This window comes from Mesorhizobium sp. M0772 (genome assembly GCF_040320135.1).
In the GTDB taxonomy this organism is placed as follows: domain Bacteria; phylum Pseudomonadota; class Alphaproteobacteria; order Rhizobiales; family Rhizobiaceae; genus Mesorhizobium.
This window is the reverse complement of the sequence record NZ_JAMYPB010000014.1, coordinates 24,333-50,194: the sequence shown is the minus strand read 5'-3', so window position 1 is coordinate 50,194 and position 25,862 is coordinate 24,333. Positions and strand designations below refer to the sequence as shown.

At 63.2% G+C, this 25,862-nt stretch carries 21 protein-coding genes; 17 read left to right on the top strand and 4 right to left on the bottom strand.

Features of this window, described 5'->3' with window-relative positions:
- Window positions 1-167 precede the first annotated feature (167 nt).
- The 4 genes from NKI06_RS12370 to NKI06_RS12355 all read left to right on the top strand — a co-directional run bounded on the left by NKI06_RS12370 (window position 168) and on the right by NKI06_RS12355 (window position 6,118).
- A complete protein-coding gene (locus NKI06_RS12370; RefSeq protein ID WP_352985489.1) occupies window positions 168-1,457 on the top strand; it encodes a D-arabinono-1,4-lactone oxidase in 1,290 nt (429 codons plus the stop codon).
- Window positions 1,454-2,626 carry an alanine racemase gene (locus NKI06_RS12365; protein WP_352985487.1) on the top strand — a complete coding sequence of 391 codons (1,173 nt, stop codon included), beginning with the start codon at window positions 1,454-1,456 and terminating at the stop codon, window positions 2,624-2,626. Before NKI06_RS12370 ends, NKI06_RS12365 begins: the two co-directional genes overlap by 4 nt.
- 77 nt (window positions 2,627-2,703) lie before the next feature.
- A complete protein-coding gene (locus NKI06_RS12360) occupies window positions 2,704-4,416 on the top strand; it encodes an aldehyde dehydrogenase family protein (RefSeq protein WP_352985485.1) in 1,713 nt (570 codons plus the stop codon).
- 49 nt (window positions 4,417-4,465) lie between these two features.
- Window positions 4,466-6,118 (top strand): FAD-binding dehydrogenase, encoded by a 1,653-nt coding sequence (locus NKI06_RS12355; protein ID WP_352985483.1) that lies wholly within the window; start codon window positions 4,466-4,468, stop codon window positions 6,116-6,118.
- A 239-nt stretch (window positions 6,119-6,357) separates the two neighbouring features.
- On the opposite strand, the gene dgoD is transcribed toward NKI06_RS12355, so the two are convergent.
- Both dgoD and NKI06_RS12345 read right to left on the bottom strand, forming a co-directional pair.
- A complete protein-coding gene (gene dgoD / locus NKI06_RS12350) occupies window positions 6,358-7,506 on the bottom strand; it encodes a galactonate dehydratase (RefSeq protein ID WP_352985481.1) in 1,149 nt (382 codons plus the stop codon).
- Window positions 7,507-7,513: 7 nt separating this feature from the next.
- Window positions 7,514-8,254 (bottom strand): FadR/GntR family transcriptional regulator, encoded by a 741-nt coding sequence (locus tag NKI06_RS12345; protein WP_023687899.1) that lies wholly within the window; start codon window positions 8,252-8,254, stop codon window positions 7,514-7,516.
- 194 nt (window positions 8,255-8,448) lie between these two features.
- Here NKI06_RS12345 and NKI06_RS12340 point away from each other — a divergent pair, with 194 nt between their 5' ends.
- The 4 genes from NKI06_RS12340 to NKI06_RS12325 all read left to right on the top strand — a co-directional run bounded on the left by NKI06_RS12340 (window position 8,449) and on the right by NKI06_RS12325 (window position 12,785).
- Window positions 8,449-9,438 (top strand): arabinose ABC transporter substrate-binding protein, encoded by a 990-nt coding sequence (locus NKI06_RS12340; RefSeq protein WP_023668118.1) that lies wholly within the window; start codon window positions 8,449-8,451, stop codon window positions 9,436-9,438.
- A gap of 70 nt (window positions 9,439-9,508) precedes the next feature.
- Window positions 9,509-11,020, top strand: a complete 1,512-nt coding sequence (gene araG / locus NKI06_RS12335) for an L-arabinose ABC transporter ATP-binding protein AraG (RefSeq protein ID WP_352985479.1) — start codon at window positions 9,509-9,511, stop codon at window positions 11,018-11,020.
- Window positions 11,021-11,031: 11 nt separating this feature from the next.
- Entirely contained in the window at window positions 11,032-11,982 is a 951-nt protein-coding gene (gene araH, locus NKI06_RS12330) for an L-arabinose ABC transporter permease AraH (RefSeq protein ID WP_023668120.1), read from the top strand.
- 23 nt (window positions 11,983-12,005) lie between these two features.
- A complete protein-coding gene (locus tag NKI06_RS12325) occupies window positions 12,006-12,785 on the top strand; it encodes an SDR family oxidoreductase (protein ID WP_352985477.1) in 780 nt (259 codons plus the stop codon).
- A gap of 62 nt (window positions 12,786-12,847) precedes the next feature.
- Here NKI06_RS12325 and NKI06_RS12320 read toward each other — a convergent pair whose 3' ends face one another.
- A complete protein-coding gene (locus NKI06_RS12320) occupies window positions 12,848-13,795 on the bottom strand; it encodes a GlxA family transcriptional regulator (RefSeq protein ID WP_023685300.1) in 948 nt (315 codons plus the stop codon).
- Between the two features lie 88 nt (window positions 13,796-13,883).
- On the opposite strand from NKI06_RS12320, the gene NKI06_RS12315 reads away from it, so the two are divergent.
- The 7 genes from NKI06_RS12315 to NKI06_RS12285 all read left to right on the top strand — a co-directional run bounded on the left by NKI06_RS12315 (window position 13,884) and on the right by NKI06_RS12285 (window position 21,018).
- The gene (locus tag NKI06_RS12315; RefSeq protein WP_352985475.1) at window positions 13,884-14,591 is read left to right on the top strand and encodes a DJ-1/PfpI family protein; all 708 of its coding nucleotides are present in this window, start codon (window positions 13,884-13,886) and stop codon (window positions 14,589-14,591) included.
- A gap of 121 nt (window positions 14,592-14,712) precedes the next feature.
- The gene (locus NKI06_RS12310) at window positions 14,713-15,447 is read left to right on the top strand and encodes a FadR/GntR family transcriptional regulator (protein WP_023668124.1); all 735 of its coding nucleotides are present in this window, start codon (window positions 14,713-14,715) and stop codon (window positions 15,445-15,447) included.
- Entirely contained in the window at window positions 15,444-16,640 is a 1,197-nt protein-coding gene (locus tag NKI06_RS12305) for a PLP-dependent transferase (RefSeq protein WP_023712132.1), read from the top strand. Before NKI06_RS12310 ends, NKI06_RS12305 begins: the two co-directional genes overlap by 4 nt.
- A 26-nt stretch (window positions 16,641-16,666) precedes the next feature.
- Entirely contained in the window at window positions 16,667-17,944 is a 1,278-nt protein-coding gene (locus NKI06_RS12300) for an ABC transporter substrate-binding protein (RefSeq protein WP_023685297.1), read from the top strand.
- A gap of 231 nt (window positions 17,945-18,175) precedes the next feature.
- Complete coding sequence (locus NKI06_RS12295; protein ID WP_023748105.1) at window positions 18,176-19,099, top strand: carbohydrate ABC transporter permease; 924 nt, start codon at window positions 18,176-18,178, stop codon at window positions 19,097-19,099.
- The gene (locus NKI06_RS12290) at window positions 19,099-19,947 is read left to right on the top strand and encodes a carbohydrate ABC transporter permease (RefSeq protein ID WP_023668128.1); all 849 of its coding nucleotides are present in this window, start codon (window positions 19,099-19,101) and stop codon (window positions 19,945-19,947) included. Before NKI06_RS12295 ends, NKI06_RS12290 begins: the two co-directional genes overlap by 1 nt.
- 3 nt (window positions 19,948-19,950) lie before the next feature.
- On the top strand, window positions 19,951-21,018 hold the full coding sequence (locus NKI06_RS12285) for an ABC transporter ATP-binding protein (protein WP_023668129.1): 1,068 nt from the start codon (window positions 19,951-19,953) through the stop codon (window positions 21,016-21,018).
- Window positions 21,019-21,020: 2 nt separating this feature from the next.
- Here NKI06_RS12285 and NKI06_RS12280 read toward each other — a convergent pair whose 3' ends face one another.
- Entirely contained in the window at window positions 21,021-21,863 is an 843-nt protein-coding gene (locus NKI06_RS12280) for an AraC family ligand binding domain-containing protein (protein ID WP_081725414.1), read from the bottom strand.
- 246 nt (window positions 21,864-22,109) lie between these two features.
- Between NKI06_RS12280 and NKI06_RS12275 the strand changes: the two genes are divergently transcribed.
- Complete coding sequence (locus NKI06_RS12275; RefSeq protein ID WP_023687911.1) at window positions 22,110-23,576, top strand: alpha-glucosidase/alpha-galactosidase; 1,467 nt, start codon at window positions 22,110-22,112, stop codon at window positions 23,574-23,576.
- A gap of 97 nt (window positions 23,577-23,673) precedes the next feature.
- Window positions 23,674-25,809 carry an ABC transporter substrate-binding protein gene (locus NKI06_RS12270; protein WP_352985472.1) on the top strand — a complete coding sequence of 712 codons (2,136 nt, stop codon included), beginning with the start codon at window positions 23,674-23,676 and terminating at the stop codon, window positions 25,807-25,809.
- The last annotated feature ends 53 nt before the right edge of the window (window positions 25,810-25,862 follow it).

Genomic DNA, 25,862 nt, shown 5'->3' with positions numbered 1-25,862 from the left:
TCAGCGTGCGTCGCTGTGGATAATGCGGCCGGCGCGGACGCAAGACACCTCCGATTGCCAGGTTGACAGAAAGCTGACAATGTATCATATCCGGAAAAGCTGACTATGTATCATATTATCTAGCGCTAGGAGAAAGACCGGCAAAGCCGGCGCCCCAGGGAGGGATCGTGGGAGAGGCTATCAGCCAGTGGAGCAATTGGTCGGGCTATGTCACGGCCACGCCGCAGGCTTTTGCCGAACCGCAGAGTCTCGATGAGCTGAGTGGTGCCATTCGCAACGCGCCGGGACCAGTTCGATTCGCTGGCACGGGCCATTCCTTCACGCCTCTGGTTAAGAATGACGGCACCATCCTGTCGCTCGACCGCTTCGAGGGCCTGAGGTCGCACGATCCCGAAAAACTGACGGCGCGGGTCGGCGCCGGCACCAAGATCGGCGCGCTGGCAAAGCTGTTGCACGGCGTCGGCCAGGCGCTGCCGAACATGGGCGACATCGACAAGCAGGCGTTCGGCGGGGCGCTCGGCACCGCCACGCACGGCTCGGGCATCACACTTGGCGCGTACCACACCCAGCTCGAGGCGATGCAGATCGTCGACGGGCGTGGCGCGCTGAAAGAGTTCGACCGTGCCAAGAGCCCCGACATGATCGAAGCCATGGGCGCTTCGCTCGGCGCTTTCGGCGCCGTCACCGAAGTGACGATCCGCAACGTGGCGAGCTACCGGATGCGGCACCGCCGCTGGACGGCGCCGATCGCCGATGTGCTTGCGCAATTCGAAAGCACCATGACGGCGCATCGTTCGGCCGAGTTCTACTACGTGCCGTTTTCGGGCCAGGCGCTGCTGATTGCCAGCGACATCACCGAGGCGCCGGCGACGGTGCGTCCGCCGACGGAAGACGACGATGCGGTGACGACGCTGAGAAAACTGCGCGACTATCTCAGCTGGCTCCCTTGGCTGCGCCGCCGTCTCATCGGCTCGGCCTTCGCCAAGGTGCCGGCCGAGGATTATATCGAGGAGTGGCTGAAGGTCTTCACCTCCGAGCGCAACGTCAAGTTCAACGAGATGGAATACCACCTGCCGTTCGAGGAAGGGGCGGCCGCACTCAGCGAAATCATTGCGCTGCTCGAGACGCGGTTTCCAGAGGTCTATTTTCCGATGGAGGTGCGCGTCGTCGCGCCCGACAATGTCTGGCTCAGCCCCTTCTACAAGCGCCCAACCTGTTCCATCGCCATCCATCACGGCGTCGAGCGCGATCCGATGGCGTTCTTCAACGCCGCCGAGCCGATCTTCAGGAAGCGCGGCGGCCGCCCGCATTGGGGCAAGATGCACAGCCTGACATCAAGGGAATTGAGCGCGCTCTATCCGCGCTGGAACGATGCGATGGCGGTCCGCCGCGAGATGGACCCGGACAACCGCTTCGTGTCGCCCTATATTGCCAGGCTGCTCGGCGTCGCGGCATGAGCCTGACCGACACCTATTTCGCGGAAATGTCGGGCGCGCTCAGGGCAGCCGGGATCTTTCAGCCTTGCCTGGTGCTCGATCTCGACCGGCTCGATCACAACATCGCTGCGATCAAGGCGAAGTTCGCCACGGGCCTCGATCTGCGCCTCGTCGACAAGTCGCTGCCATGCCTGCCGCTGATCGACTATATCCGCGCGGCGTTTGCGACCGACAGGCTGATGACCTTTCATCTGCCGATCAGCGCCGAGATGCTGAAAGTGTTTCCCCAAGTCGATCTCCTGTTGGGCAAGCCGATGCCGGTTGCCGGCGCCAGGCACGCGCTGACGAAGGGCGTTCTCGCCGGGCTCGGCGAAGCTACGTCGCGGATCGTCTGGCTGATCGATACCGAGGAGCGGCTGGCCGCCTATGGCTCGCTTGCCGCCGAGCTCGACCGCGAGCTGCGCGTCTGCTTCGAGGTCGATGTCTGCCTTCATCGCGGCGGTATCAGCGATCCCGACTCACTGGCCCGGGCAGTTTCCGCGTTGGCGAATTACCCGCGGCTGAAATGCGAAGGCGTCATGGCCTACGAGGCGCATATCGGCCATATCCCCAAACTGCTGGGAGGACCGGCCAAGGCGCGCGTCAAGGCGATCAGCCTGTTTCGCCAGTATGTCGCTTGCCTTGCCGCCGACCAGCGCAAGATCCTCAATCTTGGCGGCAGCAGCACCGCATTGCTCTATGACAGCTGGGTCGGCGCCAATGAATTGTCCATCGGATCGGCTTTTATGCTGCCGACCGATTTCGATGTGCCGAGCCTCAGCCAATTGCGGCCTGCCGCATTCATCGCGACGCCGATCCTGAAAGTGGTCGATGTCCAGGCGCCGGGCCTCGACCAGCGCTCCTGGCTGCTGCAGAAGCTCGGGCTGTTGCCGCGGCGCGGCTGTTTTCTCTATGGCGGAAAATGGATGGCGAAGCCCGTCCATCCCGTGGGGATGAAGACCGACAAGACGTTCGGCTTTTCGACCAATCAGCAATTCATGGCGCTGCCCGACAACGTCAATGTCCGGCCTGACGACTACGCCTTCCTGCGTCCGACGCAGAGCGAATTCGTGCTACAGCAGTTCGGTTCGATCCAGGTCTATTCCGGCGGGAAATTCGTCGAGCAATGGGCCGCACTGCCGTTTTCGTAGAGCAATTCCAGGAAAAGTGTGAAGCGGTTCCGTCCGGAGTTGCGTCAAACAAAGGGACCGAAGTGGAGGAGGATAGGATGGTCGCCAAGGCAGTCAAAACTCAGCCCGTGCAGCCTGAATGGGCAGCCGAACTCGACCTCGCCCTCACCGATCTCGACGCCAGGAAGGACGACTGGGCGCAGACCTCGAATGGCGAGCGGATCGCCTTGCTGCGGCAGGTCAAGGATCACATCCGCGAGGTCGCCGAGGCGTGGGTCAAAACCGCGACGCGCAAGAAGGGCATCCCGACCGGCTCGCCGCTGGAAGGCGAAGAATGGCTGGCTGGCCCCGCGGCGCTGATGGATGGCTGCAACCAGTTCATCCACACGCTCAGCCTGACGGAGGGCAAGAAGTTTCTCGACAGACTGCCGGTCCGCACCTTGCCTAGCGGACAGGTGGCGGTAACGGTGGTTCCGAATTCGCTCTGGGACAAGGTGTTGTTCACCGGGCTGAAGGCCGAGATCTGGATGCAGCCCGGCGTGACCAAGGCGAACCTCGCCGCAAACACCGCATCGGCCTATGACGCGCCGCGCACCAGCCGCAAGGGCAAGATCGGCCTCGTGCTCGGCGCCGGCAATGTCGCCTCGATCGCGCCGCTCGACTGCCTGCACAAGCTTTTGGCCGAGCACCAGGTGGTTCTGCTCAAGATGAACCCGGTCAACGACTATCTGATCGATTTCCTGCGGCCGGCGCTGCGGCCGCTGATCGAATTCGGAGCGCTGCGCATCGTGCGCGGTGGCGCCGATGTCGGCGCGTATCTGTGCAACCACGATCTCGTCGACGACATCCACATCACCGGTGCCGCCGCCTCGCATGACGCGATCGTCTGGGGGCCTGGCGAGGAGGGCCGCAAGAACAAGGCGGCGGGCACGCCGCGCAACAGCCGGCGTATCACCTCGGAGCTTGGCGGCGTGGCACCCACCATCGTGGTGCCCGGTCCGTGGTCGGATGCCGATATCACCTACCACGCCGAACTGATCGCTACCCAAAAGCTCAACAATTCCGGTTTCAACTGCATCGCCTGCCAAATGCTCGTGTTGCCCGAAGGCTGGGGCAAATCCGATGCGCTTTTGGCAGCACTCGAAAAGGTGATGCAGAAAGCCCCGTCGCGCCCGGCCTATTATCCCGGCGCGACCGAGCGCCTCGCCGCCTTCGAGGCGCACGCCGACACGGCACAAAAATTCGAGCGGCCTGGCGGGCCCGCCTGCGTTGTGGTGCCGTTCCGGCCGGGCACGGACGCCTATCTCGAAAATGCCGAGGTGTTCGCGCCGGCGCTCAGCGTCATGCGGCTGCCGGCGGGCAATGCGGAATCCTATCTGCGCGCCGCTGTCGCCTACGCCAATGAAAAGCTGCACGGCACGCTTGCCGCCAACATCCTCATCCATCCCAGGACGATCGCCGAGATCGGCCGGCAGCGCTTCGAGGAAATCATTGCCGAACTGCGCTATGGCGGCATCGGCATCAATTCCTGGAGCGGCGTTCTGTTCGCGCTGCTGCGCCCGACCTGGGGTGCTTTCCCTGGCCACACGCTCGACGATGTGCAGAGCGGCATCGGCGTCGTCCACAACACCTATTTGTTCGACAGACCGGAGCGCAGCGTGCTCGAAGCGCCGTTCCGCATCATGCCGAAGCCGGCCTGGTTCCTGACCCACAAAAGGGCACACATGGTCGGCCGCCTGATCACCGAGTTCAACTACCAGCCGAGCCTCCTGAAGCTGCCGCGCATCATCTGGAACGCGCTGCGCGGCTAGCAACGAGCATCCGATCTCGAAAACAAAAGCCGGCACAGGAGCTACGACAATGGCTGACGCGGACGCAATCATCGTTGGCGGCGGGCTGGCCGGCCTGACCGCAGCCGCGGAACTCGGCGATGCCGGCAAGCGCGTGATCATCGTCGAGCAAGAGGGTGGCGGTTTTCTCGGCGGCCAGGCATTCTGGTCGCTCGGCGGCCTGTTTTTGGTCAACACGCCCGAGCAGCGCCGCCTGCGCATCAAGGACAGCCGCGACCTCGCCTGGCAGGATTGGCTGGGTTCTGCCCAGTTCGACCGGCCCGAGGACCATTGGCCAAGGAAAGTGGCGGAAGCCTATGTCGATTTCGCCGCCGGCGAGATGCGGCCGTGGCTCTACGCCATGGGCATGCGCTGGTGGCCGGTGGTCGGCTGGGCCGAGCGCGGCGGCGCGCTGGCCAATGGCCACGGCAATTCAGTGCCGCGCTTCCACCTGACATGGGGCACTGGGCCGGGCGTGGTCGCGCCGTTCGAAAGGCGCGTGCGCGAGCACGTCGCCAAAGGGCTGATCACTTTGAAATTCCGTCATCAGGTCAGCCGGCTGATCAAGACCAACGGCGCGGTCACCGGCGTCGCGGGCGAAATCCTGGAGGCATCCGATGTCGAGCGCGGCAAGCAGTCGAGCCGCACGGCCGTCGGCGATTTCGACCTTTCGGCCGGTTTCGTGATCGTCACCTCCGGCGGCATCGGCGGCAATCATGAGTTGGTTCGCAAGGTCTGGCCGGTCGGGCGGCTGGGGCCAGCGCCGAAGCGTATGGTTGCCGGCGTGCCGCACCATGTGGACGGCCGCATGGTGGCGATCACCCAGGGCGCCGGCGGGGGCGTCATCAACGCCGACCGCATGTGGCACTATGTCGAGGGGATCAAGAACTGGAATCCGATCTGGCCGAACCACGGCATCCGCATCCTGTCGGCGCCGTCGCCGCTATGGTTCGATGCTCTGGGACAACGCATGGAGGCGCCGTTCTTCCCGAGCTTCGATTCGCTCGGCACCTTGAAGCGTATCCTGTCGACGGGACACGATTATTCCTGGTTCGTGCTGAGCAAGACGATCGCTTCGAAGGAGTTCGTGCTGTCGGGTTCGGAGCAAAACCTAGACTTTACGGCCAAGGATTGGCGGGCCGTGCTGAAGAACCGGCGCGGCGGCAAGGCGCCACCATCAGTGGCAGCGTTCCTGGAAAAGGGCGAGGACTTCGTCGTCCGCGACAACCTGGCCGACTTGGTCGCCGGCATGAACGCGCTGTCAGGCGACAATCTGCTCGACTACGACCGGCTCAAGGCGCAGATCGTGGCGCGCGATCGCGAGGTCGACCATGCCTATACCAAGGATGCGCAGGTCACAGCCGTCCGCGGCGCCCGCAACTACATTGGCGACAAGATCTTCCGGGTGACCAAGCCGCACAAGATACTCGATCCCAGGCACGGGCCGCTGATCGCGGTGCGCCTCAACATCCTGACGCGCAAAACGCTTGGCGGCCTGCACACCAATCTCAATTCGCAGGTTCTCGACGGCAATGGCGAACCCATTGCCGGGCTCTATGCGGCAGGCGAGGTGGCCGGCGGCGGTGGCGGCGGCTATCACGGCTACAATGCGCTGGAAGGGACATTTCTCGGCAGCTGCATCTTCTCCGGCAGGAACGCAGGCCGGCACGCCGCGGGCAGGTGACGCGGCTGGCGGGCCAAGAAAAGGTCGATGAGAACAGGACATCCGCCATGTTCCATGGATAGCGACTGCTTTCGATCGCTTGCCGCAACCCAGGCGGTCAGCCAGTTGCGGCTTGCCGGCGCCGACGGTTCCCATGCGCTGGTGCTCGGCGCTGCGGCACATCAGAGGCCTGCGTTACGCTGGCGCCACCGCGAAATTGAGCTCGAGGTCCTGAAGGCCTGGCCGCAAGGTCGGCCGGGCTACCACTCGGCGAAGGAGCCGTCCTTGTGACGCCAGACCGGGTTGCGCCAACGGTGGCCTTCCTTGGCCCTTTCCTTGACGTAGTCCTCGTCGATCTCGACGCCGAGGCCGGGACCATCGGGGATTGCGACATAGCCATCCTCGTGGCGAAAGACGTCCTTGTTGGCGGCATAATCGAGCAAATCGTTTGCGGCGTTGTAGTGGATGCCGAGGCTCTGTTCCTGGATGAAGCAGTTGTAGCTGACGGCATCGAGCTGCAGGCAGGCGGCAAGCGCGATCGGCCCGAGCGGGCAGTGGGGCGCCACCGCAATGTCATAGGCCTCGGCCATCGCCGCGATCTTGCGGCATTCGGTGATGCCCCCGGCATGCGACAGGTCCGGCTGGATGATGTCGACGGCGCCTTGTTCGAACACCGACTTGAAATCCCAGCGGCTGTAAAGCCGCTCGCCGAGCGCGATCGGCGTCGAGCCCAGGGCTGCGATCTCCTTCAGCGCCTCGCGATTTTCGCTGAGCACCGGCTCCTCGATGAACATCAGCCGGTAGGGTTCCAACTCCTTGACCAGCATGCGCGCCATCGGCCGGTGGACGCGGCCGTGGAAATCGACGGCGATGCCAATGTTGGACCCAACGGCCTCGCGCACCATGGCGACTCGTTCGACAGCCGCATCTATTCTGTCATGGCTGTCGACGATCTGCAGTTCCTCGGTGCCATTCATCTTCAGCGCCTGAAAACCGCGCGCCACCACTTCCCTGGCGCCATCAGCCACTTCCGCCGGCCGGTCGCCGCCGATCCAGGAATAGACCTTGATGCTGTCGCGCAGCTTGCCGCCGAGCAGTTCGTGCACAGGCACGCCGAGCGCCTTGCCCTTGATGTCCCACAGCGCCTGGTCGATGCCGGCAATGGCGCTCATCAGGATCGGCCCGCCGCGGTAGAAGCCGCCGCGATGCATCACCGTCCAATGGTCCTCGCTCAGGCGCGGGTCCTTGCCGACGAGATAATCGCCGAGTTCCTTGACCGCTGCCTCGACCGTCAGCGCACGGCCTTCGACGACAGGCTCGCCCCAGCCGGTGACGCCGGCATCGGTCTCGATCTTCAGGAACAGCCAGCGCGGCGGGACGATGTAGGTGGTGAGCGAGATGATTTTCATGCTGGTCTCAGTTGTTCTTGAGTTTCTTGGCGCTCACCAGGTCGCGCGCCGCAAGGTCGAGGATCCGGCCTGCCGCCGCACGCGCCGCCGCGGCATCGCGCATGCGCAGTGCCTCCACCACCTCACGGTGCGCCGCCACTGCTTCCATGCGCCGGGCGAGCGAAATGGTCGCCGTTGCTTCAAGCGAGAATTTCAGCCCGGTGTCGATCAGATTGCCGATCTGGCGGAAGATCGGGTTGTGGCTCGCGGCATAGACGATCTGGTGGAAGGTGATGTCCGAGCGCGAGAAGGCGGCGAGATCCTCGCCGGCATTGGCCATGCCGCGCCAGGCGGCTTCGAGATCGGCGATCTCCTGCAGCGTCGCACGAGTCGCCGCCAGTTCAGCTACCAGAGGTTCGATGGCGCGGCGCGTTTCGAGGATGGCGTCGAACAATTTGTCGTCCAGCGCATGCGGCGCGTGCCAGGCCAGCACCTGCGGGTCGATGATGTTCCAGTTGTCCTGTTCACATACAACCGTGCCGATGCGCGGCCGCGACAGCACCAGCCCCTTGGCGGCCAGCACCTTCAGCGCCTCGCGGATGACGGTGCGGCTGACGCCATATTCGACGCCGAGTTCGTTTTCGGTCGGCAGAGACGAGCCGGCGGGATAGCGTCCGGAAAAGATGTCTGAGGCAAGCGCCTTGGTCACATCGGGCATGACGCGCGGGCGGCGGGTGTCGCCTGATGCCTTCTTCGAAGTGTCGGTCACCTCAGCCCTCCTCCAAGGCGGCGAAACCACTGATCTCGCGTCTCCGGCCTTACCGGATGCGGAGGATTTACGCCAGCGATCCCTGGTCAGAGCATGTAGCTCAATTATCATACCAGATCAATTGACGAGTATGATAAAAAGAATTAGAGACTCTGCATCCGGGCTGAGCGCCCGGCCATCGCTGGGAGGTAATCATGCGACTTCTGAAGACCGCGCTCGTCGCGGGCGCCCTTGCCGTGCTGTCCGTCACGACCATCGCTGCATATGCTCAGGACACCAAGATAGGTTTTATCGTCAAACAGCCCGAGGAGCCGTGGTTCCAGGACGAATGGAAGTTCGCCGACCAGGCCGCCAAGGAGAAGGGTTTTACCCTGGTCAAGATCGGCGCCGAGGACGGTGAGAAGCTGATGTCGGCGATCGACAATCTCGGCGCGCAGGGCGCGCAAGGCTTCATCGTCTGCACGCCTGATGTGAAGCTCGGCCCCGGCATCGTCGCCAAGGCCGCCGCCAACAATCTCAAGCTGATGACGGTTGATGACCGTCTGGTCGGCGCAGACGGGAAGGCGCTGGAAGACGTGCCGCATATGGGCATTTCGGCGACCAAGATCGGCGAGGCCGTCGGCCAGGCGATCGTCGACGAAATGAAGGCGCGCGGCTGGAAGGCCGACGAGGTCGGCGCCATCCGCGTCTCCTATGATCAGTTGCCGACCGCCGTCGACCGGGTCGAAGGCGCCATTTCGGTGCTGAAGGCCAACGGCTTCAAGGCCGAAAACATCTTTGACGCGCCGCAGGCCAAGACCGATACCGAGGCTGCGCTCAATGCGGCGACGGTGGTACTCAACGCCCATGCCGACATCAAGAAGTGGGTCTCCTTCGGCCTCAACGACGAAGCCGTTCTCGGCGCCGTGCGCGCTTCCGAAAGCGTCGGCATCCCGGCCGAAAACGTGATCGGCGTCGGCATTGGCGGCGCGGATTCGGCGATCAACGAGTTCAAGAAGCCGACCGCCACCGGCTTCGTCGGCACGGTGATCATCTCGCCGAAGCGTCACGGCTACGAGACTGCGCTCAACATGTATGACTGGGTCGCCAACAACAAGGAACCCGAGAAGCTCATCCTGACCGCCGGGGCGCTGGCCAAGCGCGACGACTACCAGACGGTCCGCAAGGGTCTCGGCATCGAATAATCCTCCCTGTACAAACAGGCGGCGGCTCACAGTCGCCGCCTGTTTGGCATGGCAAAAGGATAGGCGCCCCATGTCCTTTCTCGACTTCTCGGAAATCACCAAGACCTATCCGGGCGTCAAGGCGCTGTCGGACGTCTCGTTCGGCGTCGACAAGGGCGCCGTGCACGGCCTGATGGGCGAGAACGGCGCCGGCAAATCCACGCTGATCAAGATCCTGTCCGGCGACCAGCATGCCGATGACGGCGCAATCAGCATCGACGGCGAGGTCCAGGCCTATTCATCGACGAGGGAAGCCTTCGACAATGGCGTCATCGTCATCCACCAGGAACTGCAGCTGGTTCCTGAGCTCACTGTTGCCGAAAACCTCAGCCTCGGCCGCTTCCCCACCAACGCCGGCATCATCGCCCGCGCCAGAATGCTGGAAGACGTCGGCGCCAAGCTGAAATCGGCGGGCATCGACCTCGATATCAGCCGCAAGGTCAAGACGCTGTCGATCGGCGAACGGCAGATGGTCGAGATCGCCAAGGCAATCATGCTCGACGCGCGCGTCATCGCTCTGGACGAGCCGACCTCGTCATTGTCGTCGCGCGAAAGCGAAATCCTGTTTGCCCTGATCGACCGCCTGCGCGGCGAGGGCAAGGTCATCATCTATGTCTCGCACCGGCTGGACGAAGTGTTCCGCCTCTGCGACAGCCTGACCGTGCTGCGCGACGGCAAGCTCGCGGCGCACCATGCGTCGCTGAAAAACGTCACACGCGACCAGGTCGTCGCCGAAATGGTCGGCCGCGAAATCTCCGATATCTGGGGGTTTCGCCCACGCCCGGCCGGCGATGTCCGGCTGAAGGTCGACGCTGTTTGCGGAGTAAAACTGACGACGCCCGCCAGCTTCGAGGCGAGGGCGGGCGAGATCGTCGGCTTCTTCGGCCTGATCGGCGCGGGGCGCTCGGAACTGATGCGGCTGGTGTTCGGCGCCGACCCGCGCTCAGGTGGCACCATTACCGTTGATGGCAAGGTCGTGCATGCCACCGATCCGCATGACGCGATCCGCGCCGGGATCGTTTTGTGCTCGGAAGACCGCAAGCATGACGGCATCATCCAGGGCCGCTCGATCGAGGAGAACATCAACATCTCGTCGCGGCGTCATCACACACGCTTCGGAATCTTGAACCGCGCTAGCGAGATCGCCACCGCCGAGACCTTCATCAAGAAGCTCAAGGTGCGCACGCCGTCGCGCAAGCAGGACATCATCAACCTCTCCGGTGGCAACCAGCAGAAGGTCATTCTCGGCCGCTGGCTGTCGGAGCAGGGCGTGCGCGTGCTTATCGTCGACGAGCCGACACGCGGTATCGATGTCGGCGCCAAAGCGGAAATCTACGAACTGCTCTACCAGCTTGCCAAAGACGGCATGGCGATCGTCGTCGTCTCGTCCGAACTGCCGGAAGTGATGGGCATTTGCGACCGCATCCTGGTGATGTGCGGCGGGCGCATCAGCGCCGAACTCGCGCGCGACCAGTTCGCCGAAAAAGCGATCCTGGCCGCCGCTCTTCCCGATCAGAAAACCCCCGACGCGATCGCATCCTGAGGATCTTTGCCATGACCGATCAGTTGAAGAAGATCCTGCTCGGCGAACAGGGCCTCGTCGTGATCTTCATCGTCGCCTTCGCGCTGGTGTCGCTGCTGGTGCCGAATTTTCTGACCGACCGCAACATGCTCGGCCTGCTGCAGTCGGTGGTCACCGTCGGCATTGTCGCCTGCACGATGATGTTCTGCCTTGCCGCGCGTGACTTCGACCTCTCGGTCGGCTCCATCGTCGCCTTTGCCGGCATGGTCGCGGTAATGGCGTCGAACTATACCGGTTCGATCCTGCTCGGGCTTCTCGCGGCAATCGCCTGCGGCGCCTTCGTCGGCTTCATCAATGGCGTCGTCATCGCCAAATTCCGCATCAACGCGCTGATCACGACGCTTGCCACCATGCAGATCGTGCGCGGCCTTGCGCTGATCGCATCCGATGGCCGCGCCGTCGGCATCAACAGCCCGGATTTCTACCAGCTGGCGCTATCCAAGCTGTTCGGCATTCCGACGCCGGTCTGGGTCCTGGCCGTGCTGTTCTGCATCTTCGGTTTTGTCCTCAATCGTACCGTCTTCGGCAAGAACACGCTGGCCATCGGCGGCAACCCGGAGGCCTCGCGCCTGGCGGGCGTCAATGTCGACTGGACGCGCATCTGGATCTTTGCTCTGCAAGGCGTGGTCTGTGGCATCGCCGGCATCCTTTTGGCCTCGCGCATCACGTCGGGCCAGCCCAATGCGGCGGTCGGGCTTGAACTCTCGGTCATCTCGGCCTGCGTGCTCGGCGGCGTCTCGCTTGCCGGCGGCCGCGCCACCATGTCGGGCGTCATCGTCGGCGTGCTGATCATGGGCATTGCCGAAAACGCCATGAACCTGCTCAACATCCCAGCCTTCTACCAGTACATTGTGCGCGGCGTGATCCTGCTGCTTGCCGTTTTGCTCGACAATCTGCGTTCGTCGGCACTGGGCCGGCGCTGACCATCGTGCAGTGAGTGACAGCCATGGCTGAGCGCCTGTCCGGCAAACGCATCTTCCTCACCGGCGCCGCGCAAGGCATCGGGCTTGCCATCGCCGGGGCCTGCCTGGCCGAAGGGGCAAAGCTGTTCCTGGTCGATCGCGACGGTGCGCTGCTGGACAAAACGGTCGCCGGCCTTGCCGCACCGCAGGGCCATGTCGGACATACCGCAGCCGACATCAGCGACGGGGCCGCGATTGCCGCTGCCGTCAGCCGGGCGACCGACGCGATCGGGCCGATCAACGCGCTGATCAACAATGCGGGGATGAATGTGTTCTCGACGCCGCTCGAGGCGACCGAGGAGGAGTGGAACCGCAATTTCGACGTCAACGTCAAGGGCGCCTGGAACTGCGCCAAGGCGGTGCTGCCAGGAATGATCGCAAATGGCGGTGGCGCGATCCTCAACATCGCCTCGACGCACAGCTTCACCATCATCCCTCATACCTTCCCTTATCCCGTGGCCAAGCACGCGCTGCTTGGGCTGACCAAATCGCTGGCGCTGGAATATGCCGGGCAGGGCGTGCGCGTGAACGCGCTGGCGCCCGGTTATGTCGAGACGCAGAAGGCGACCGACTATTGGAACAGTTTTGCCGATTCGGTTGCGGCGCGCGCCAGGACGCTGGCGCTGCATCCCGGCGGCCGCATCGCCTCGGCGCGCGAGATCGCGCTGGCCGCTGTGTTCATGATTTCTGAGGAGTGCCCGTTCATGAACGCGGCGACCCTCGTCGTCGATGGCGGGCTCAGCCAGCTACAGCATCCCGCCTGAACGCTGGAGAGGCTCTATTTCTACGGCGTCGACCGCCGGCTTAATGGCGCAAGCCGTCGCGATCAGAAACGCTCGCGATAGGCGCGCGGGTTGGTGCCCAGCACGCGCAGAAAGCCGCGCCGCATGGTTTCTTCCGAGCCGAAACCGCAGCGTCGTGCCGTCTGGTTGACGGGCTGGCCCCGCTCCAGCATCCGCCGCGCCGCCTCGATCCGGATCTCCTCGATCGCGCGGGCAGGTGTCCGGCCGGTGGCCTCGCGATAGCGCCGCGAGAAGCTGCGCGGGCTCATATTGGCGTGGTCGGCCAACTGCGTGAGCGACAGGTCACCGGCCAGATTTTCGAGGATCCAGCCATGCAGCCGGTCGAAGCGCCCGTCGCCTTGCTGCAGCTTGAGGGTCTGGCTGAATTGCGCCTGGCCACCGGGACGTTTCAGGAAGACCACCAACTCGCGCGCCACGCCGAGCGCCGTGTGCCGGCCAAGGTCGGCCTCGACGAGGGAGAGGGCGAGATCGATCCCCGCCGTTACGCCGGCGGATGTCCAGACATTGCCGTCGCGGATGAAGATCGGATCGGGTTCGAGCCGGACCGCGGGAAAGCGCCGGGCGAACTCCGCGCAGCGTCCCCAATGGGTCACCGCGCGGCGGCCGTCGAGCAGGCCAGCCGTCGCCAGCAGCATGGCGCCGCTGCAGACGGAAGCGGTTCGGGTGGCATCGCGCGAGCGACCGGCGATCCACTGGACCAGCACGGGATCGTCGCAGGCCGCGTTGACGCCCCATCCTCCGGGGACAAGCAGCGTGTCGATCTTACCTCCGTGGGTTGGCAGCACTGCTGCCTCCAGCACGAGACCGGCCGATGTCCGGATGCGCGGTGAGGCGGCGACGACCACGACCTCGTAGGGGGCCGGCTCGCCCGCCTGCCGCTTGAAGTCGTTGGCGCTGGCAAAGACCTGGAGCGGTCCGCTGACGTCGAGGAGCTGGATGTCGGGATAGGCAAGCACTTCGATACGGCGCATCGGGTTTTGGCCTGAAACGAGGGGTGAATGGCAATCGTGCCAAACCATGGTGCCGTAGATTGCCCGAAGTCAACTCACGGAAATTTCCATGCCCCTTCGTTTCGGCATCCTCGTATTCCCCAACGTCCAACAACTCGACCTCACCGGTCCCTACGAAGTCCTGGCGTCCGCCAAGGGCGCCGAAGTGAATCTGATCTGGAAAGATCGCAACCCGGTGATGTCGTCGACGCACCTCTCCCTCACCCCGACGGCGACCTTTGACGATTGCCGGCCCCTCGACGTGCTGTGCATTCCTGGCGGGGGCGGGGTCAACGCGCTGCTGGAGGACCAGACAGTCCTCGATTTCGTGTGGGAGCGCGCGGGGCAGGTGCGCTACATCACCTCCGTTTGCAGCGGTGCCCTGGTGCTTGGGGCGGCCGGACTGCTGAGGGGCAAGCGCGCGACCACGCACTGGTATGCGCATGATTTCCTCGAGGAGTTCGGAGCGATCCCGGTCGACGAGCGTATCGTCGAAGACGGCAAGCTCATCACCGCCGGCGGTGTCACTTCCGGGATCGATTTCGGCCTGGCGCTGGTTGCGAGGCTGCTTGGACAGGAGGAGGCCGAGATCGTGCAGCTCTCGCTCGAATACGCCCCGGCTCCTCCCTTTCGGTCCGGCACGCCCGCCGAGGCTTCGCCGGCCGTGCTGGCGCAGGCAAAGGAGCGGCTCGCGGGTTCAAGGCGGGTTCGCGAGGAAATGTTCGCTCGCTGGCGCGAGGCTCGCGCCGCCGCTGCGCCGGCGCGCATCCACGGCTGAAGCAGCAGGGCCGAAGGTGCATCCCCTGGCCCTTCGGCCTTGCTGCGTTTCCACTGTTGACAGGTCCCTTCGTCTGTGCAGAAATTGGTTGGACCATTGAGCCACTTCGGTAATAGCCCCGGTGACCGAATTCAGCCTTCCGCCGATCCAGACGACGGCCCGCGACGACGCGGTGCTGAAGGCGTTGGCCGGCTTCGTCATGCGCGAGAAGCTGGAGCCGGGGGAGAGGCTGCCGACCGAACGCATCCTCGCCGAGCGCCTGAAAGTCAGCCGCAACACGGTGCGTGAGGCGTTGACGCGCTGGGAGGGGCTTGGCCTGGTCGAGCGCCGGCAGGGCTCGGGCACCTATCTCAAGGCCGCCGTCTCGCTCGACATGCTGCACATGCCGCTGACGCTTGCCGGCGGCAATGATTTCACCGGCCTGATGCGCACGCTGGAAATCCGCCGCGCGCTGGAAGCGGAAGCCGCCGCCCTTTGCGCCATTCGTGCCGACAAGGACGACCTCGCCGAGATCGAGCGCAAGCTCGACATCATGGAGGAAGAGTTTCTCAGCCGCGCCGGCATGTCGTCGGAAGAGGACTGGGAATTCCATCAGGCGATCTACCGCGCCTGCGGCAATCCGCTGTTCGAGCAGATTATCGCCGCCATGCACGAACTGTTCCACCGCTTCTGGGAACATCCGCTCGGCGTGCGCGATTTCGGCCACGCAAGCTTTCCCTACCACCGCACCATGTTCGACTGCATCGCCGCGCACGATCCGGAAGGCGCCCGGGCCGAAGCGCTGAAGCTGATCGCCACGGTCGAGGACGATTTGAAGCGCGGCGCCGCCAACCTCAAACTTTCGGTCCGCACATGAACGAGCACAGCTTCGACCCCGGCATTTCCGGCAGCGACTATCTCGCCGAGGCGGCGACGCTTCTGGCGCATGACGACCCGTTCCCCGGCAATGCGGTGGTGCCGCCGATCTACCAGACCTCGCTGTTCACCTTCGCCAGCTATGCCGACATGGCCGACACCTTTGCCGGGCGCAGGAAACAGCCGATCTATTCGCGCGGCGACAATCCGACGGTGATGGAATTCGAGTCGCGCGTCGCAGCGCTTGAAGGTGCTGAAGCCGCGCGTGGTTTTTCGAGCGGCATGGCTGCGATCAGCGCGACGTTGCTGGCTTTCGTCGGCGCAGGCGAACGCATCCTTGCGGTGCGCAATTGCTATGGCGACGCCTACCGACTGTTCGAGCGGCTGTTTCCGCGCCTGCATATCAAGGTCGACTATGTCGACGGCTCCGATCCGGATGCGGTGGCCGCGGCACTTCCCGGTGCGAAACTGCTCTACCTGGAAAGCCCGACCTCGATGATGTTCGAGCTGCAGGATCTCGAACATCTGACGCGGCTGGCGAAAGAGCAGGGCATCGTCACCACAATCGACAATTCCTGGGCGACGCCGGTGTTCCAGAAGCCGATCCTGCACGGCGTCGATCTGGTGCTGCACTCGGCCTCGAAATATCTCGGCGGCCACAGCGATACCGTCGCCGGTGTGGTGGCGGGCTCGGCCGCCCATATCAAGCACATCAACGACCAGACCTACTCGCAGCTTGGCGCAAAGCTGTCGCCCTTCGAGGGCTGGCTTTTGCTGCGCGGCCTGCGCACGCTGCCGCTGAGACTGCCGCATCACATGAAGAGCGGGCTCATCATCGCCGAGCGCTTGAAGGCGCATGACAAGGTCGAGCGGGTCAATCATCCCGCCTATTCCAACCATCCCGGCAAGAAGACGCTTGCCGGCTATGCCGGGCTGTTCTCCTTCGAGGTGACGGAGGATGTCGACATTCCCGCTTTCGTCGATGCGCTGAAATTTTTCCGCATCGGCGTCAGCTGGGGCGGTCATGAAAGCCTCGTCGTGCCGGCAAAGGCCTCGCTCGAGCAGACACCGGGTCTCAATTCGATGGCGCGCTTCGGCGTCAGCCCCCGAACCATCCGCTTCAATGTCGGATTGGAAAGCGTCGAAGACCTCTGGGCCGACATCGGCCAGGCCTTCGACAAAGCAAAAAAATGACTGGGTTCAAAATGGGAGTTCTGAACATGAAACGACTGAGCATCATGCTTGCCACCGCTGCCGGCCTGGCGATGTCCGCCAGCGGCGCATTGGCCGACACCACCCTCAAGCTGGTCGAGGTCATCACCAGCCCGCAGCGCACCGAATTCCTGAAGAAGCAGATCGCCGAGTTCGAGGCCGCCAATGCCGGCGTCAAGGTCGAGGTGGTCTCGCTGCCCTGGGGGCAGGCCTTCGAGAAATTCCTCACCATGGTGCAGGCCGGCGATACGCCCGACATCGTCGAGATGCCGGAGCGCTGGATGGGCCTGTACGCCACCAACGGCCAGCTCGAGGATCTCGGCCCTTACATGGCCAAATGGGACGACGCCAAGACGCTGGGCGACCGCGCCAAGCAATTCGGCTCGACCGTCAACAACACCCAGTTCATGATCCCGTACGGCTACTATGTGAATGCGCTGTTCTGGAACAAGAAGCTGTTCAAGGAGGCCGGTCTCGACGGCCCGCCGGCGACGCTCGACGACTTCATCGCCGACTCCAAGAAGATCTCCGCCATTCCGGGCAAGTACGGCTACTGCCTGCGCGGTGGCCCGGGCGCCTTCAACGGCATGCACATGTTCATGAACATCGCCGCTGGCAAGGGCGGCTACTTCAACGAGGACGGCACCTCGACCATCAACGAGGAGGGCTCGGTCAAGGGCCTGCAGATGCTGGCCGACATGTACAAGGACGGGCTGGCGCCCAAGGATGCGGTGAGCTGGGGCTTTAACGAGACCGTCACCGGCTTCTATTCCGGCACCTGCGCCATGCTCAACCAGGATCCGGATGCGCTGATCGGCATTGCCGACAAGATGAGTGCCGACGATTTTGCCGTGGCGCCGCTGCCTGTGGGGCCAAGCGGCAAATCCTATCCGACGCTGGGCTATGCCGGCTGGGCGATGTTCGCCAATTCGCAGCACAAGGACGATGCCTGGAAGCTGATGGCGACGCTGTTGTCGCCCAAGGACAATCTCGAATGGGCCAAGGAAGTCGGCGTCGTGCCGATCCACAATGGCGCCGACCAGGATGCCCACTTCAAGACCGAGCAGTTCAAAGGCTGGTTCACCGAACTCAGCGACACTTCCAAATATGAAATGGTGACGCCGCCGACACATCTGGAGAACCTCGGCAATTTCGTCGACCAGGTGGCGATCAAGAATTTCCAGGAAGTGCTGCTCGGCCAGAAGTCGGCCAAGGACGTTGCCGATCAATGGGCCGCGTTCCTGACCAAGGAACAGCAGGACTGGCTGGCCAAGAACAAGAAGTAGTTCTTCCACCTTCTCCCCGTTTACGGGGAGAAGGTGGCCCGAATGCATGTCGCCCAAAAGTGCGTAGCGGTTTTGGGACAACGACATGCATAGACAGGCCCGGATGAGGGGCAGCGCGAGCACCCCAAGGCTGGCGCCGCCCCTCATCTGCCTGCCGGCATCTTCTCCCCGTGAACGGGGAGAAGGGTGCTGTTGCCGCTGTCGGCACCCACCCATGATTGTTGAGCGCTAATGACTTATGCCGTGTCCGAAATACGATCCGCCGGCCGGCCGCGAAAGAAGCGGCTGACGCATGCAGCAATCGAGCCCTGGCTTTATCTTTCGCCGGCGATCGTTCTGCTGGTCGTGGTGCTGCTGGTGCCGTTGATCATCGGCATCAGCTATTCCTTCCGCAAATTCTCCGCCTTCAAATCCGAATATGTCGGTCTAGGCCAATATCAGGCGATGCTGACCGACCAGGTGCTCGGGCAGGCGCTGGTCAACACGCTGTGGTGGACCGTCGCCAGCCTGTTCTTCCAGTTCTTCCTCGGCCTGGGTCTGGCGTTGCTGCTCGACAAACCGTTTGTCGGGCGCAAGTTCGTGCAGGCGGTGGTGTTCCTGCCCTGGGCGGTGCCATCTTTCCTGTCGGGCCTGACCTGGGCGTGGCTGTTCAATCCGATCATCGGACCACTGCCGCATTGGCTCTTCACGCTCGGGCTGAAGGCCGAGCCGACCAATGTGCTGTCCGATCCGGCCACGGCCATGTGGGGGCCGATCATCGCCAACATCTGGTTCGGCATTCCGTTCTTCGCCATCACCCTGCTGGCGGCGCTGAAGTCGATCCCGTCGGAACTGCATGAGGCGGCCGCAATCGACGGCGCTTCGCCCTGGCAGCGCTTCACCAAGGTGACGCTGCCGTTCCTGGCGCCGACCATCGTCATCACCGTCATGCTGCGTACGATCTGGATCGCCACCTTCGCCGATCTGATCTTTGTCATGACCGAGGGCGGGCCGGCAGGCTCGACCAGCACGGTGCCGGTCTACATCTATGTCAGTGCCTTCAAGTCGCTGGACAAGGGCTATGCCTCCGCGGTGGCGGTGCTGCTCTTGATCTTGCTGATCGCCTATGCGATCGCGCTGATCGCCATCCGCCGCTTGCTGGTGAGGCACGTCTGATGATTGCCGGACGCTCCACCTCCTCGCGCATCTTCAGCGGCATCGGCCTCTACGCGGCGATTGCCGCCTATATGATCTTTGCGCTGTTTCCGATCTTCTGGACGCTGAAGATTTCGGTAACGCCGGAGCGGCTGCTCTATTCCGAGGGCATCACGCTGTGGCCGTCGCAGACCACCTTCCGCAACTTCATCACTGTCCTGGAAGCCTCTGACTTCCCCCGCTATTTCCTCAACAGCGTTATCGTCTCGGTGTCGACGGCGGCCCTGGTGACAGTCATCGCCACGCTCGCCGGCTACGCCATGTCGCGCTTCACCTTTCGCGGCAAGGCAACGCTGGCGATCATGCTTTTGCTGACGCAAACCTTCCCGCTGGTGATGGTCATTCCGCCGATCTACCGCGTCATGGGCGAGCTTGGCCTGACCAACAGTCTGGTTGGTCTGATCATCATCTACACCGCCTTCAACACCGCCTTCGCCACCTTTCTAATGCAGTCCTTCTTCGACGGCATTCCGAAGGATCTGGAGGAAGCGGCGATGATCGACGGCTGCACGCGGGCGCAGGCGATGCGCAAGGTGATCGTGCCGCTGACCTTGCCCGGCATGGGCGCCACGCTTGGCTTCGTCTTCACCGCCGCCTGGAGCGAATTGCTGTTCGCGCTGATGCTCATTTCCAGCGACGACCAGAAGACCTTTGCCGTCGGCCTGCTCACCTATATCGGCAAGTTCGCCGTTGACTGGGGGCAGATGATGGCGGCGTCGATCCTGGCGCTGATCCCGGTCTGCATCTTCTTCGCCTTCCTGCAACGCTATCTCGTCACCGGCCTCACCGCCGGCGCGGTCAAAGGATAATCGATGGCTTCCGTCACGCTGCAAAACGTCGAGAAGGACTACGGTTCGCTGCGCATCCTGCACGGCGTCGACCTCGAAATCGCCGATGGCGAGTTCGTCGTTCTGGTCGGCCCGTCCGGCTGCGGCAAGTCGACCCTTTTGCGCATGATTGCCGGGCTGGAGGAAGTGTCGGGCGGCGAGATCCATATCGGCGATCGGCTGGTCAACGATGTCGCGCCGAAGGACCGCGATATTGCCATGGTTTTCCAGTCCTACGCGCTCTATCCGCACATGGACGTGTCGTCGAACATGGGCTTCAGCCTGCTTTTGAAGAAGGCGGAGAAGACGACGATCGACGGCAGGGTAGGGGCGGCGGCCAAGCGCCTCGGCCTCGACAGTTTCCTCGGACGTCTGCCCAGGCAACTGTCCGGCGGCCAGCGCCAGCGCGTCGCCATGGGCCGCGCCATCGTGCGCGATCCCAAAGTGTTCCTGTTCGACGAACCGCTCAGCAATCTCGACGCCAAATTGCGCGTCCATATGCGCGCCGAGATCAAGGCGCTGCACCAGCAGCTCAAGACCACATCGGTCTATGTCACCCACGACCAGATCGAAGCCATGACTATGGCCGACCGCATCGTCGTCATGCATGACGGTTACGTCCAGCAGGTCGGCCATCCGCTCGAACTCTACGATCGGCCGATCAACACTTTTGTGGCCGGCTTCATCGGCTCGCCCGGCATGAACTTTTTTCCGGCGACAGTGGCCAAGGGCGGCAAGGTGGACGCGGTGCTGGCCGACGGCCAGAAGCTGCGGTTGCCTGATGGCTTGCCATCGAAGGATGGCGATGTGCTCACTGTCGGGCTACGGCCGGAGCACATCCAGCTTGCCGACGATGGTCCGCTCAAGGCAGAGGTCGAGGTGGTCGAGCCGCTCGGCCTGTCGACGCAGTTCTATGTCCGGCTCGCCAACCAGCTGGTTTGTGTCTTCGTCATGGGACGCAGCACTATCCGACCGCGCGATACGGTGCGGCTGTCTGCCGATCCGGCGGCGCTGCATCTGTTCGATCCCGCAAGCGGCAACCGCATCGGGTAATCCTATCGAAGGCTGCCCAGGCTGGCATACATGCCGGTGGTACGGAACTGCGTCGGGTTGATGCCGTAGAGCCGGCGGAAGACTTTCGAGAAATAGTTGGCGTCCTCGAAGCCGCACAGGATGGCGACCTCCTTGACCGGCAGGAAATCGGCTTTGGTTAGCAGCTTCGCCGCCCGCTGCAGCCGCTGCTGCAGCACGAACTCGGCTGGCGGAACGCCTTCGCTCTCGGCGAAGCAGCGCGAGAAATGGGCGCGGCTGAGGCCGCTGATCTGGACGAGCTCGGCCACGGGCAAGGGCTTGTCGAGATTGGCGTTGATATGATCGATGACCGGCTGCATGACGCTCTGTTTCTCAGTGAAGGCGTGCGAGCCGAAGACATCGTCGTAAAGCGCCATCGCCGCCTCATAGGCGATTGCCGAAGCAGCGCCAGGCGAAGCGCCGCCCTTGATCAGGCGCAGGCTGCAATCGGCGAGATGATCGATCGTCTCCGGCTGCAGCCGAAACACCGGGCCGGAGACGCTGAGTATGGATTTGTGGACGCGCAGCGCCTCCTCGCCATTCATCGAGATCCAGAAATATTCCCAGCGGTCGCCCTTCTCCAGCCAGTAGCGATGGTTGTGCGGCACCAGCACCAGCAGCGTGTCGTTGGCCTGCAGGCGGTAGTTGCGGTTCTCGTAGCGCAGCTGGCCGGTGCCGCTGATCGTGTGCTGCAGCACGGTGAACGGTGTCTGGCCGCGCTTGCGCCCATCCCAGTCATAGGTCACGCCCTCGCGTACTTCATAGCCGGTGCTGGTTGGCATGGCATGCAGGCGCTGGCGGCCGCGCGGCAGCGAGATGGTGCGCATCAACTGTCCGTTGGCGATCAGATCGTGCAGCACAAAATTACCCTCGAAAGCATAATCGTTCTCTGGCCGCGCCCTGGAATAACGGCATAATCCAAATCCTGAGAACGCGAAAGACCCGCGGTCGAGGAGCGGGCGGGGAGGAGAACGAGCCGGAATTCCGGCTCGAATGGCATGCGCGCCGAGGCGAGCCGCCATTCCCTTTCCTGTTGCTCCTTACCCGGCATTCGAATGCATCGAGGTGAGGTGATGAGTTTCAAAATCGCTATTATCGGCGCCGGCAGCGTCGGCTTCACCAAGAAGCTGTTCACCGATATTTTGTGCGTCCCGGAATTCAGCGACATCGAATTCGCGCTGACCGATCTCAGCGAACACAATCTGCAAATGATCAAGGCGATCCTCGACCGCATCGTCGAGGCCAACAAGCTGCCGACCAGGGTGACGGCGACGACCGACCGCCGCAAGGCGCTGGAAGGCGCGCGCTACGTCATCAGCTGCGTGCGGGTGGGCGGGCTCGAAGCCTATGCCGACGATATCCGCATTCCCTTGAAATACGGCATCGACCAGTGCGTCGGTGACACGATTTGCGCCGGGGGCATCCTCTACGGCCAGCGCAACATCCCGGTCATCCTCGACTTCTGCAAGGACATATTGGAGGTCGCCGAGCCAGGTGCCAAATTCCTCAACTATGCCAACCCGATGGCGATGAACACCTGGGCGGCGATCGAATATGGCAAGGTCGATACGGTCGGCCTCTGCCACGGTGTCCAGCACGGCGCCGAACAGATCGCCGAAGTGCTCGGCGCAAAGTCGCACAGCGAACTCGATTATGTCTGCTCCGGTATCAACCACCAGACCTGGTTCATCGATTTGCGCCTCAACGGCCGCAAGATCGGCAAGGACGAACTGGTTGCCGCCTTCGAGGCGCATCCGGTCTATTCGCAGCAGGAAAAGCTGCGCATCGACGTGCTGAAGCGCTTCGGCGTCTACTCCACCGAAAGCAACGGTCATCTCTCCGAATATCTGCCCTGGTATCGCAAGCGGCCGGACGAAATCACCCGCTGGATCGACATGTCCGACTGGATCCATGGCGAGACCGGCGGCTATCTTCGCTACTCCACGGAAACCCGCAACTGGTTCGAGACGGAATATCCGCAATTCCTCGAAGCGGCGTCGAAGCCGCTCGACGTATCGAAGCGCTCGAACGAGCATGCCAGCCATATTCTCGAAGCGCTGGAGACGAACCGCGTCTATCGCGGCCACTTCAACGTCAAGAACACCGGCATCATCACCAATCTGCCGCAGGACGCGATCATCGAATCGCCAGGCTTCGTCGATCGCTTCGGCATCAACATGGCGTCAGGCATCACGCTGCCGGAAGCCTGCGCGGCCACCTGCATGGCTTCGATCAACGTCCAGCGCATGTCGGTGCATGCGGCTGTTACGGGCGACATTGACCTGCTCAAGCTCGCGGTGCTGCACGATCCGCTGGTGGGTGCGGTGTCGACGCCGGAAGAGGTCTGGCAGATGGTCGACGAGATGGTCGTCGCCCAGGCGCGTTGGCTGCCGCAATACGCCGATGCCGTGCCGGCCGCCAAGGAGCGGCTTTCGAAATCGATGGTGAAAACCCGCGACTGGGCGGGTGCGGCGCGGCGCAAAGTGCGCTCGATCGAGGAACTGCGCGCCGAAAAAACGGCCCTGAAACAGGCCGGCTGAGAATGCTGGCAGGCGGACAGCGGGAGGCCGGTTCGCCAATCAGCCGTCATGAATAGATGCGGCAGCAGCAGACGTCGAAACATCTGGGAGGAACACAATGAGGAACTTTCGTGGAATTGGCATTCTCGCCGGTCGAAGAATTGGCATTCTCGCCGGGCGAAGAATTGGCATTCTCGTCGGGCTGGCGCTGAGCGTCTCGGCATCGGCGCTTGGCAGTGCATACGCGTCCGAGCCGACCACGCCGCCGGCGCCGGCGGCGTTTCCCGCCGAGGGCAAGATCAAATACGTCGCCCGCGATTCCATCCTGGAGTTCAAGGCGCTGCCCGAATATCACGAGCCCGAGTGGGTCACCGAGAAATACGTCAAGACTGGCAAGCTGCCGCCGGTCAAGGATCGCCTGCCGAAGGAGCCGCTGGTGTTCAAGACCGGCAACATGCCGGACGGCATCGGCGTTTATGGCGACACCATGCGCCACGTCATTGGCGGCCGGCCGGAAGGCTGGAATTATGGCGCCGGCCAGACCCAAGGATGGGGCGGCATCGACATCGGCCTTTCGGAATGCCTGACGCGCACCGCGCCTTTGTTCCAGGTCGAGGCCAAGGACACCGAGCCGCTGCCCAACCTCGCCAGGAGCTGGGACTGGTCGAAGGATGGCCACACGCTGACCATGCACCTGGTCGAAGGCGCCAAATGGTCTGACGGCGTTGCCTTCAATGCCGACGATGTCATGTTCTACTGGGACGATGAGGTCGTCGACCCCAATGTCTCGCCGTTGAACGGCGCCACAGCGGAAACCTTCGGTGTCGGCACGACGCTGAAGAAGGTCGACGACTACACCGTCGAGTGGACCTTCAAGGACGCTTTCCCCAAACAGTATCTCTACGCCATGGCCTATGGCACCTTCTGCCCCGGCCCAGCGCATATCCTCAAGCCGCAGCATCCGAAGTACTCGAAGAATACCTACGAGCAGTTCAAGAACGCGTTCCCGCCGGAATATATGAACATTCCGGTGATGGGCGCCTGGGTGCCGGTGGAGTATAGGCCCGACGACATCATCGTCTTGCGCCGCAATCCCTACTACTGGAAGGTCGACGAGAAGGGCAACCAGCTGCCCTATCTCAACGAACTGCACTACAAGCTGTCGACCTGGGCCGACCGCGACGTGCAGGCGGTGGCAGGGGCCGCCGACTTCTCCAACCTCGAGCAGCCGGAGAATTTCGTCGCTTCGCTGAAGCGAGCGGCGGACAAGGACGCGCCGGCCCGGCTCGCCTTTGGCCCGCGCCTGATCGGCTACAATCTGCGCATGAATTTTTCCGCCAATGGCTGGGGCAATCCCGACGAACGCGGCCAGGCGATCCGCGAGCTCAACCGCAATGAGGACTTCCGCAAGGGCATCACCATGGCGCTCGACCGCAAGGCGCTCGGCGACTCGCTGGTCAAGGGGCCGTTCACCGCCATCTACCCCGGTGGCTTTTCCTCGGGCACCAGCTTCTATGACCGCAACTCGACCGTCTACTATCCCTTCGACATCGAGGGCGCCAAGGCGGAACTGGCCAAGGCTGGTCTCAAGGATACGGATGGCGACGGCTTCGTGAACTTCCCGGCCGGGACCGCCGGCGGCAAGAATGTCGAGATCGTGATGCTGGTCAACAATGACTACGGCACTGACAAGAGCCTCGCCGAAGGCGTCGTCGGCCAGATGGAAAAGCTTGGCATCAGGGTCGTGCTCAACGGCCTCAACGGCACCCAGCGTGATGCCTCGCAATATTCCGGCCGCTTCGACTGGCTGATCAGGCGCAACGAGCAGGAGCTGACTTCCGTCGTGCAGAATACCGTGCAACTCGCGCCCGTCGGACCCAAGACCAGCTGGGATCACCGCGCGCCCGAAAGCGGCGTGGTCGACCTGATGCCGTTCGAAAAGGAGCTTGTCGACATCGTCAACAAGTTCGTCTCCTCGTCAGACAATGACGAGCGCGCCAGCCTGATGAAGACGTTCCAGAAGATCTCGACGGAGCATGTCTACAATATCGGACTGACCGAATATCCCGGCGCCCTGATCATCAACAAGCGCTTCTCCAACATCCCGCAGGGAACGCCGATCTTCATGTTCAACTGGGCCGAGGATTCGATCGTGCGCGAACGCGTCTTCGTCGCCGCCGACAAGCAGCAGAAATACGAACTCTTTCCCGACCAGCTTCCCGGCAAGCCCGGCGACAAGGGTCCGACGAACTGAGTTTCCTCCCCTGGCTGACGCCCGGCCGCGCTGCGCGCGCGGCCGGGACGGAG

Bases quoted from the DNA above. Each gene is read 5' to 3' on its own strand.
- NKI06_RS12365 (WP_352985487.1), top strand. From the start codon at position 1,454: ATGAGCCTGACCGACACCTATTTCGCGGAAATGTCGGGCGCGCTCAGG.
- NKI06_RS12360 (WP_352985485.1), top strand. From the start codon at position 2,704: ATGGTCGCCAAGGCAGTCAAAACTCAGCCCGTGCAGCCTGAATGGGCA.
- NKI06_RS12355 (WP_352985483.1), top strand. From the start codon at position 4,466: ATGGCTGACGCGGACGCAATCATCGTTGGCGGCGGGCTGGCCGGCCTG.
- dgoD (WP_352985481.1), bottom strand. From the start codon at position 7,506: ATGAAAATCATCTCGCTCACCACCTACATCGTCCCGCCGCGCTGGCTG.
- NKI06_RS12340 (WP_023668118.1), top strand. From the start codon at position 8,449: ATGCGACTTCTGAAGACCGCGCTCGTCGCGGGCGCCCTTGCCGTGCTG.
- araG (WP_352985479.1), top strand. From the start codon at position 9,509: ATGTCCTTTCTCGACTTCTCGGAAATCACCAAGACCTATCCGGGCGTC.
- araH (WP_023668120.1), top strand. From the start codon at position 11,032: ATGACCGATCAGTTGAAGAAGATCCTGCTCGGCGAACAGGGCCTCGTC.
- NKI06_RS12325 (WP_352985477.1), top strand. From the start codon at position 12,006: ATGGCTGAGCGCCTGTCCGGCAAACGCATCTTCCTCACCGGCGCCGCG.
- NKI06_RS12320 (WP_023685300.1), bottom strand. From the start codon at position 13,795: ATGCGCCGTATCGAAGTGCTTGCCTATCCCGACATCCAGCTCCTCGAC.
- NKI06_RS12315 (WP_352985475.1), top strand. From the start codon at position 13,884: ATGCCCCTTCGTTTCGGCATCCTCGTATTCCCCAACGTCCAACAACTC.
- NKI06_RS12305 (WP_023712132.1), top strand. From the start codon at position 15,444: ATGAACGAGCACAGCTTCGACCCCGGCATTTCCGGCAGCGACTATCTC.
- NKI06_RS12300 (WP_023685297.1), top strand. From the start codon at position 16,667: ATGAAACGACTGAGCATCATGCTTGCCACCGCTGCCGGCCTGGCGATG.
- NKI06_RS12295 (WP_023748105.1), top strand. From the start codon at position 18,176: ATGACTTATGCCGTGTCCGAAATACGATCCGCCGGCCGGCCGCGAAAG.
- NKI06_RS12290 (WP_023668128.1), top strand. From the start codon at position 19,099: ATGATTGCCGGACGCTCCACCTCCTCGCGCATCTTCAGCGGCATCGGC.
- NKI06_RS12285 (WP_023668129.1), top strand. From the start codon at position 19,951: ATGGCTTCCGTCACGCTGCAAAACGTCGAGAAGGACTACGGTTCGCTG.
- NKI06_RS12280 (WP_081725414.1), bottom strand. From the start codon at position 21,863: ATGCGCACCATCTCGCTGCCGCGCGGCCGCCAGCGCCTGCATGCCATG.
- NKI06_RS12275 (WP_023687911.1), top strand. From the start codon at position 22,110: ATGAGTTTCAAAATCGCTATTATCGGCGCCGGCAGCGTCGGCTTCACC.
- NKI06_RS12270 (WP_352985472.1), top strand. From the start codon at position 23,674: ATGAGGAACTTTCGTGGAATTGGCATTCTCGCCGGTCGAAGAATTGGC.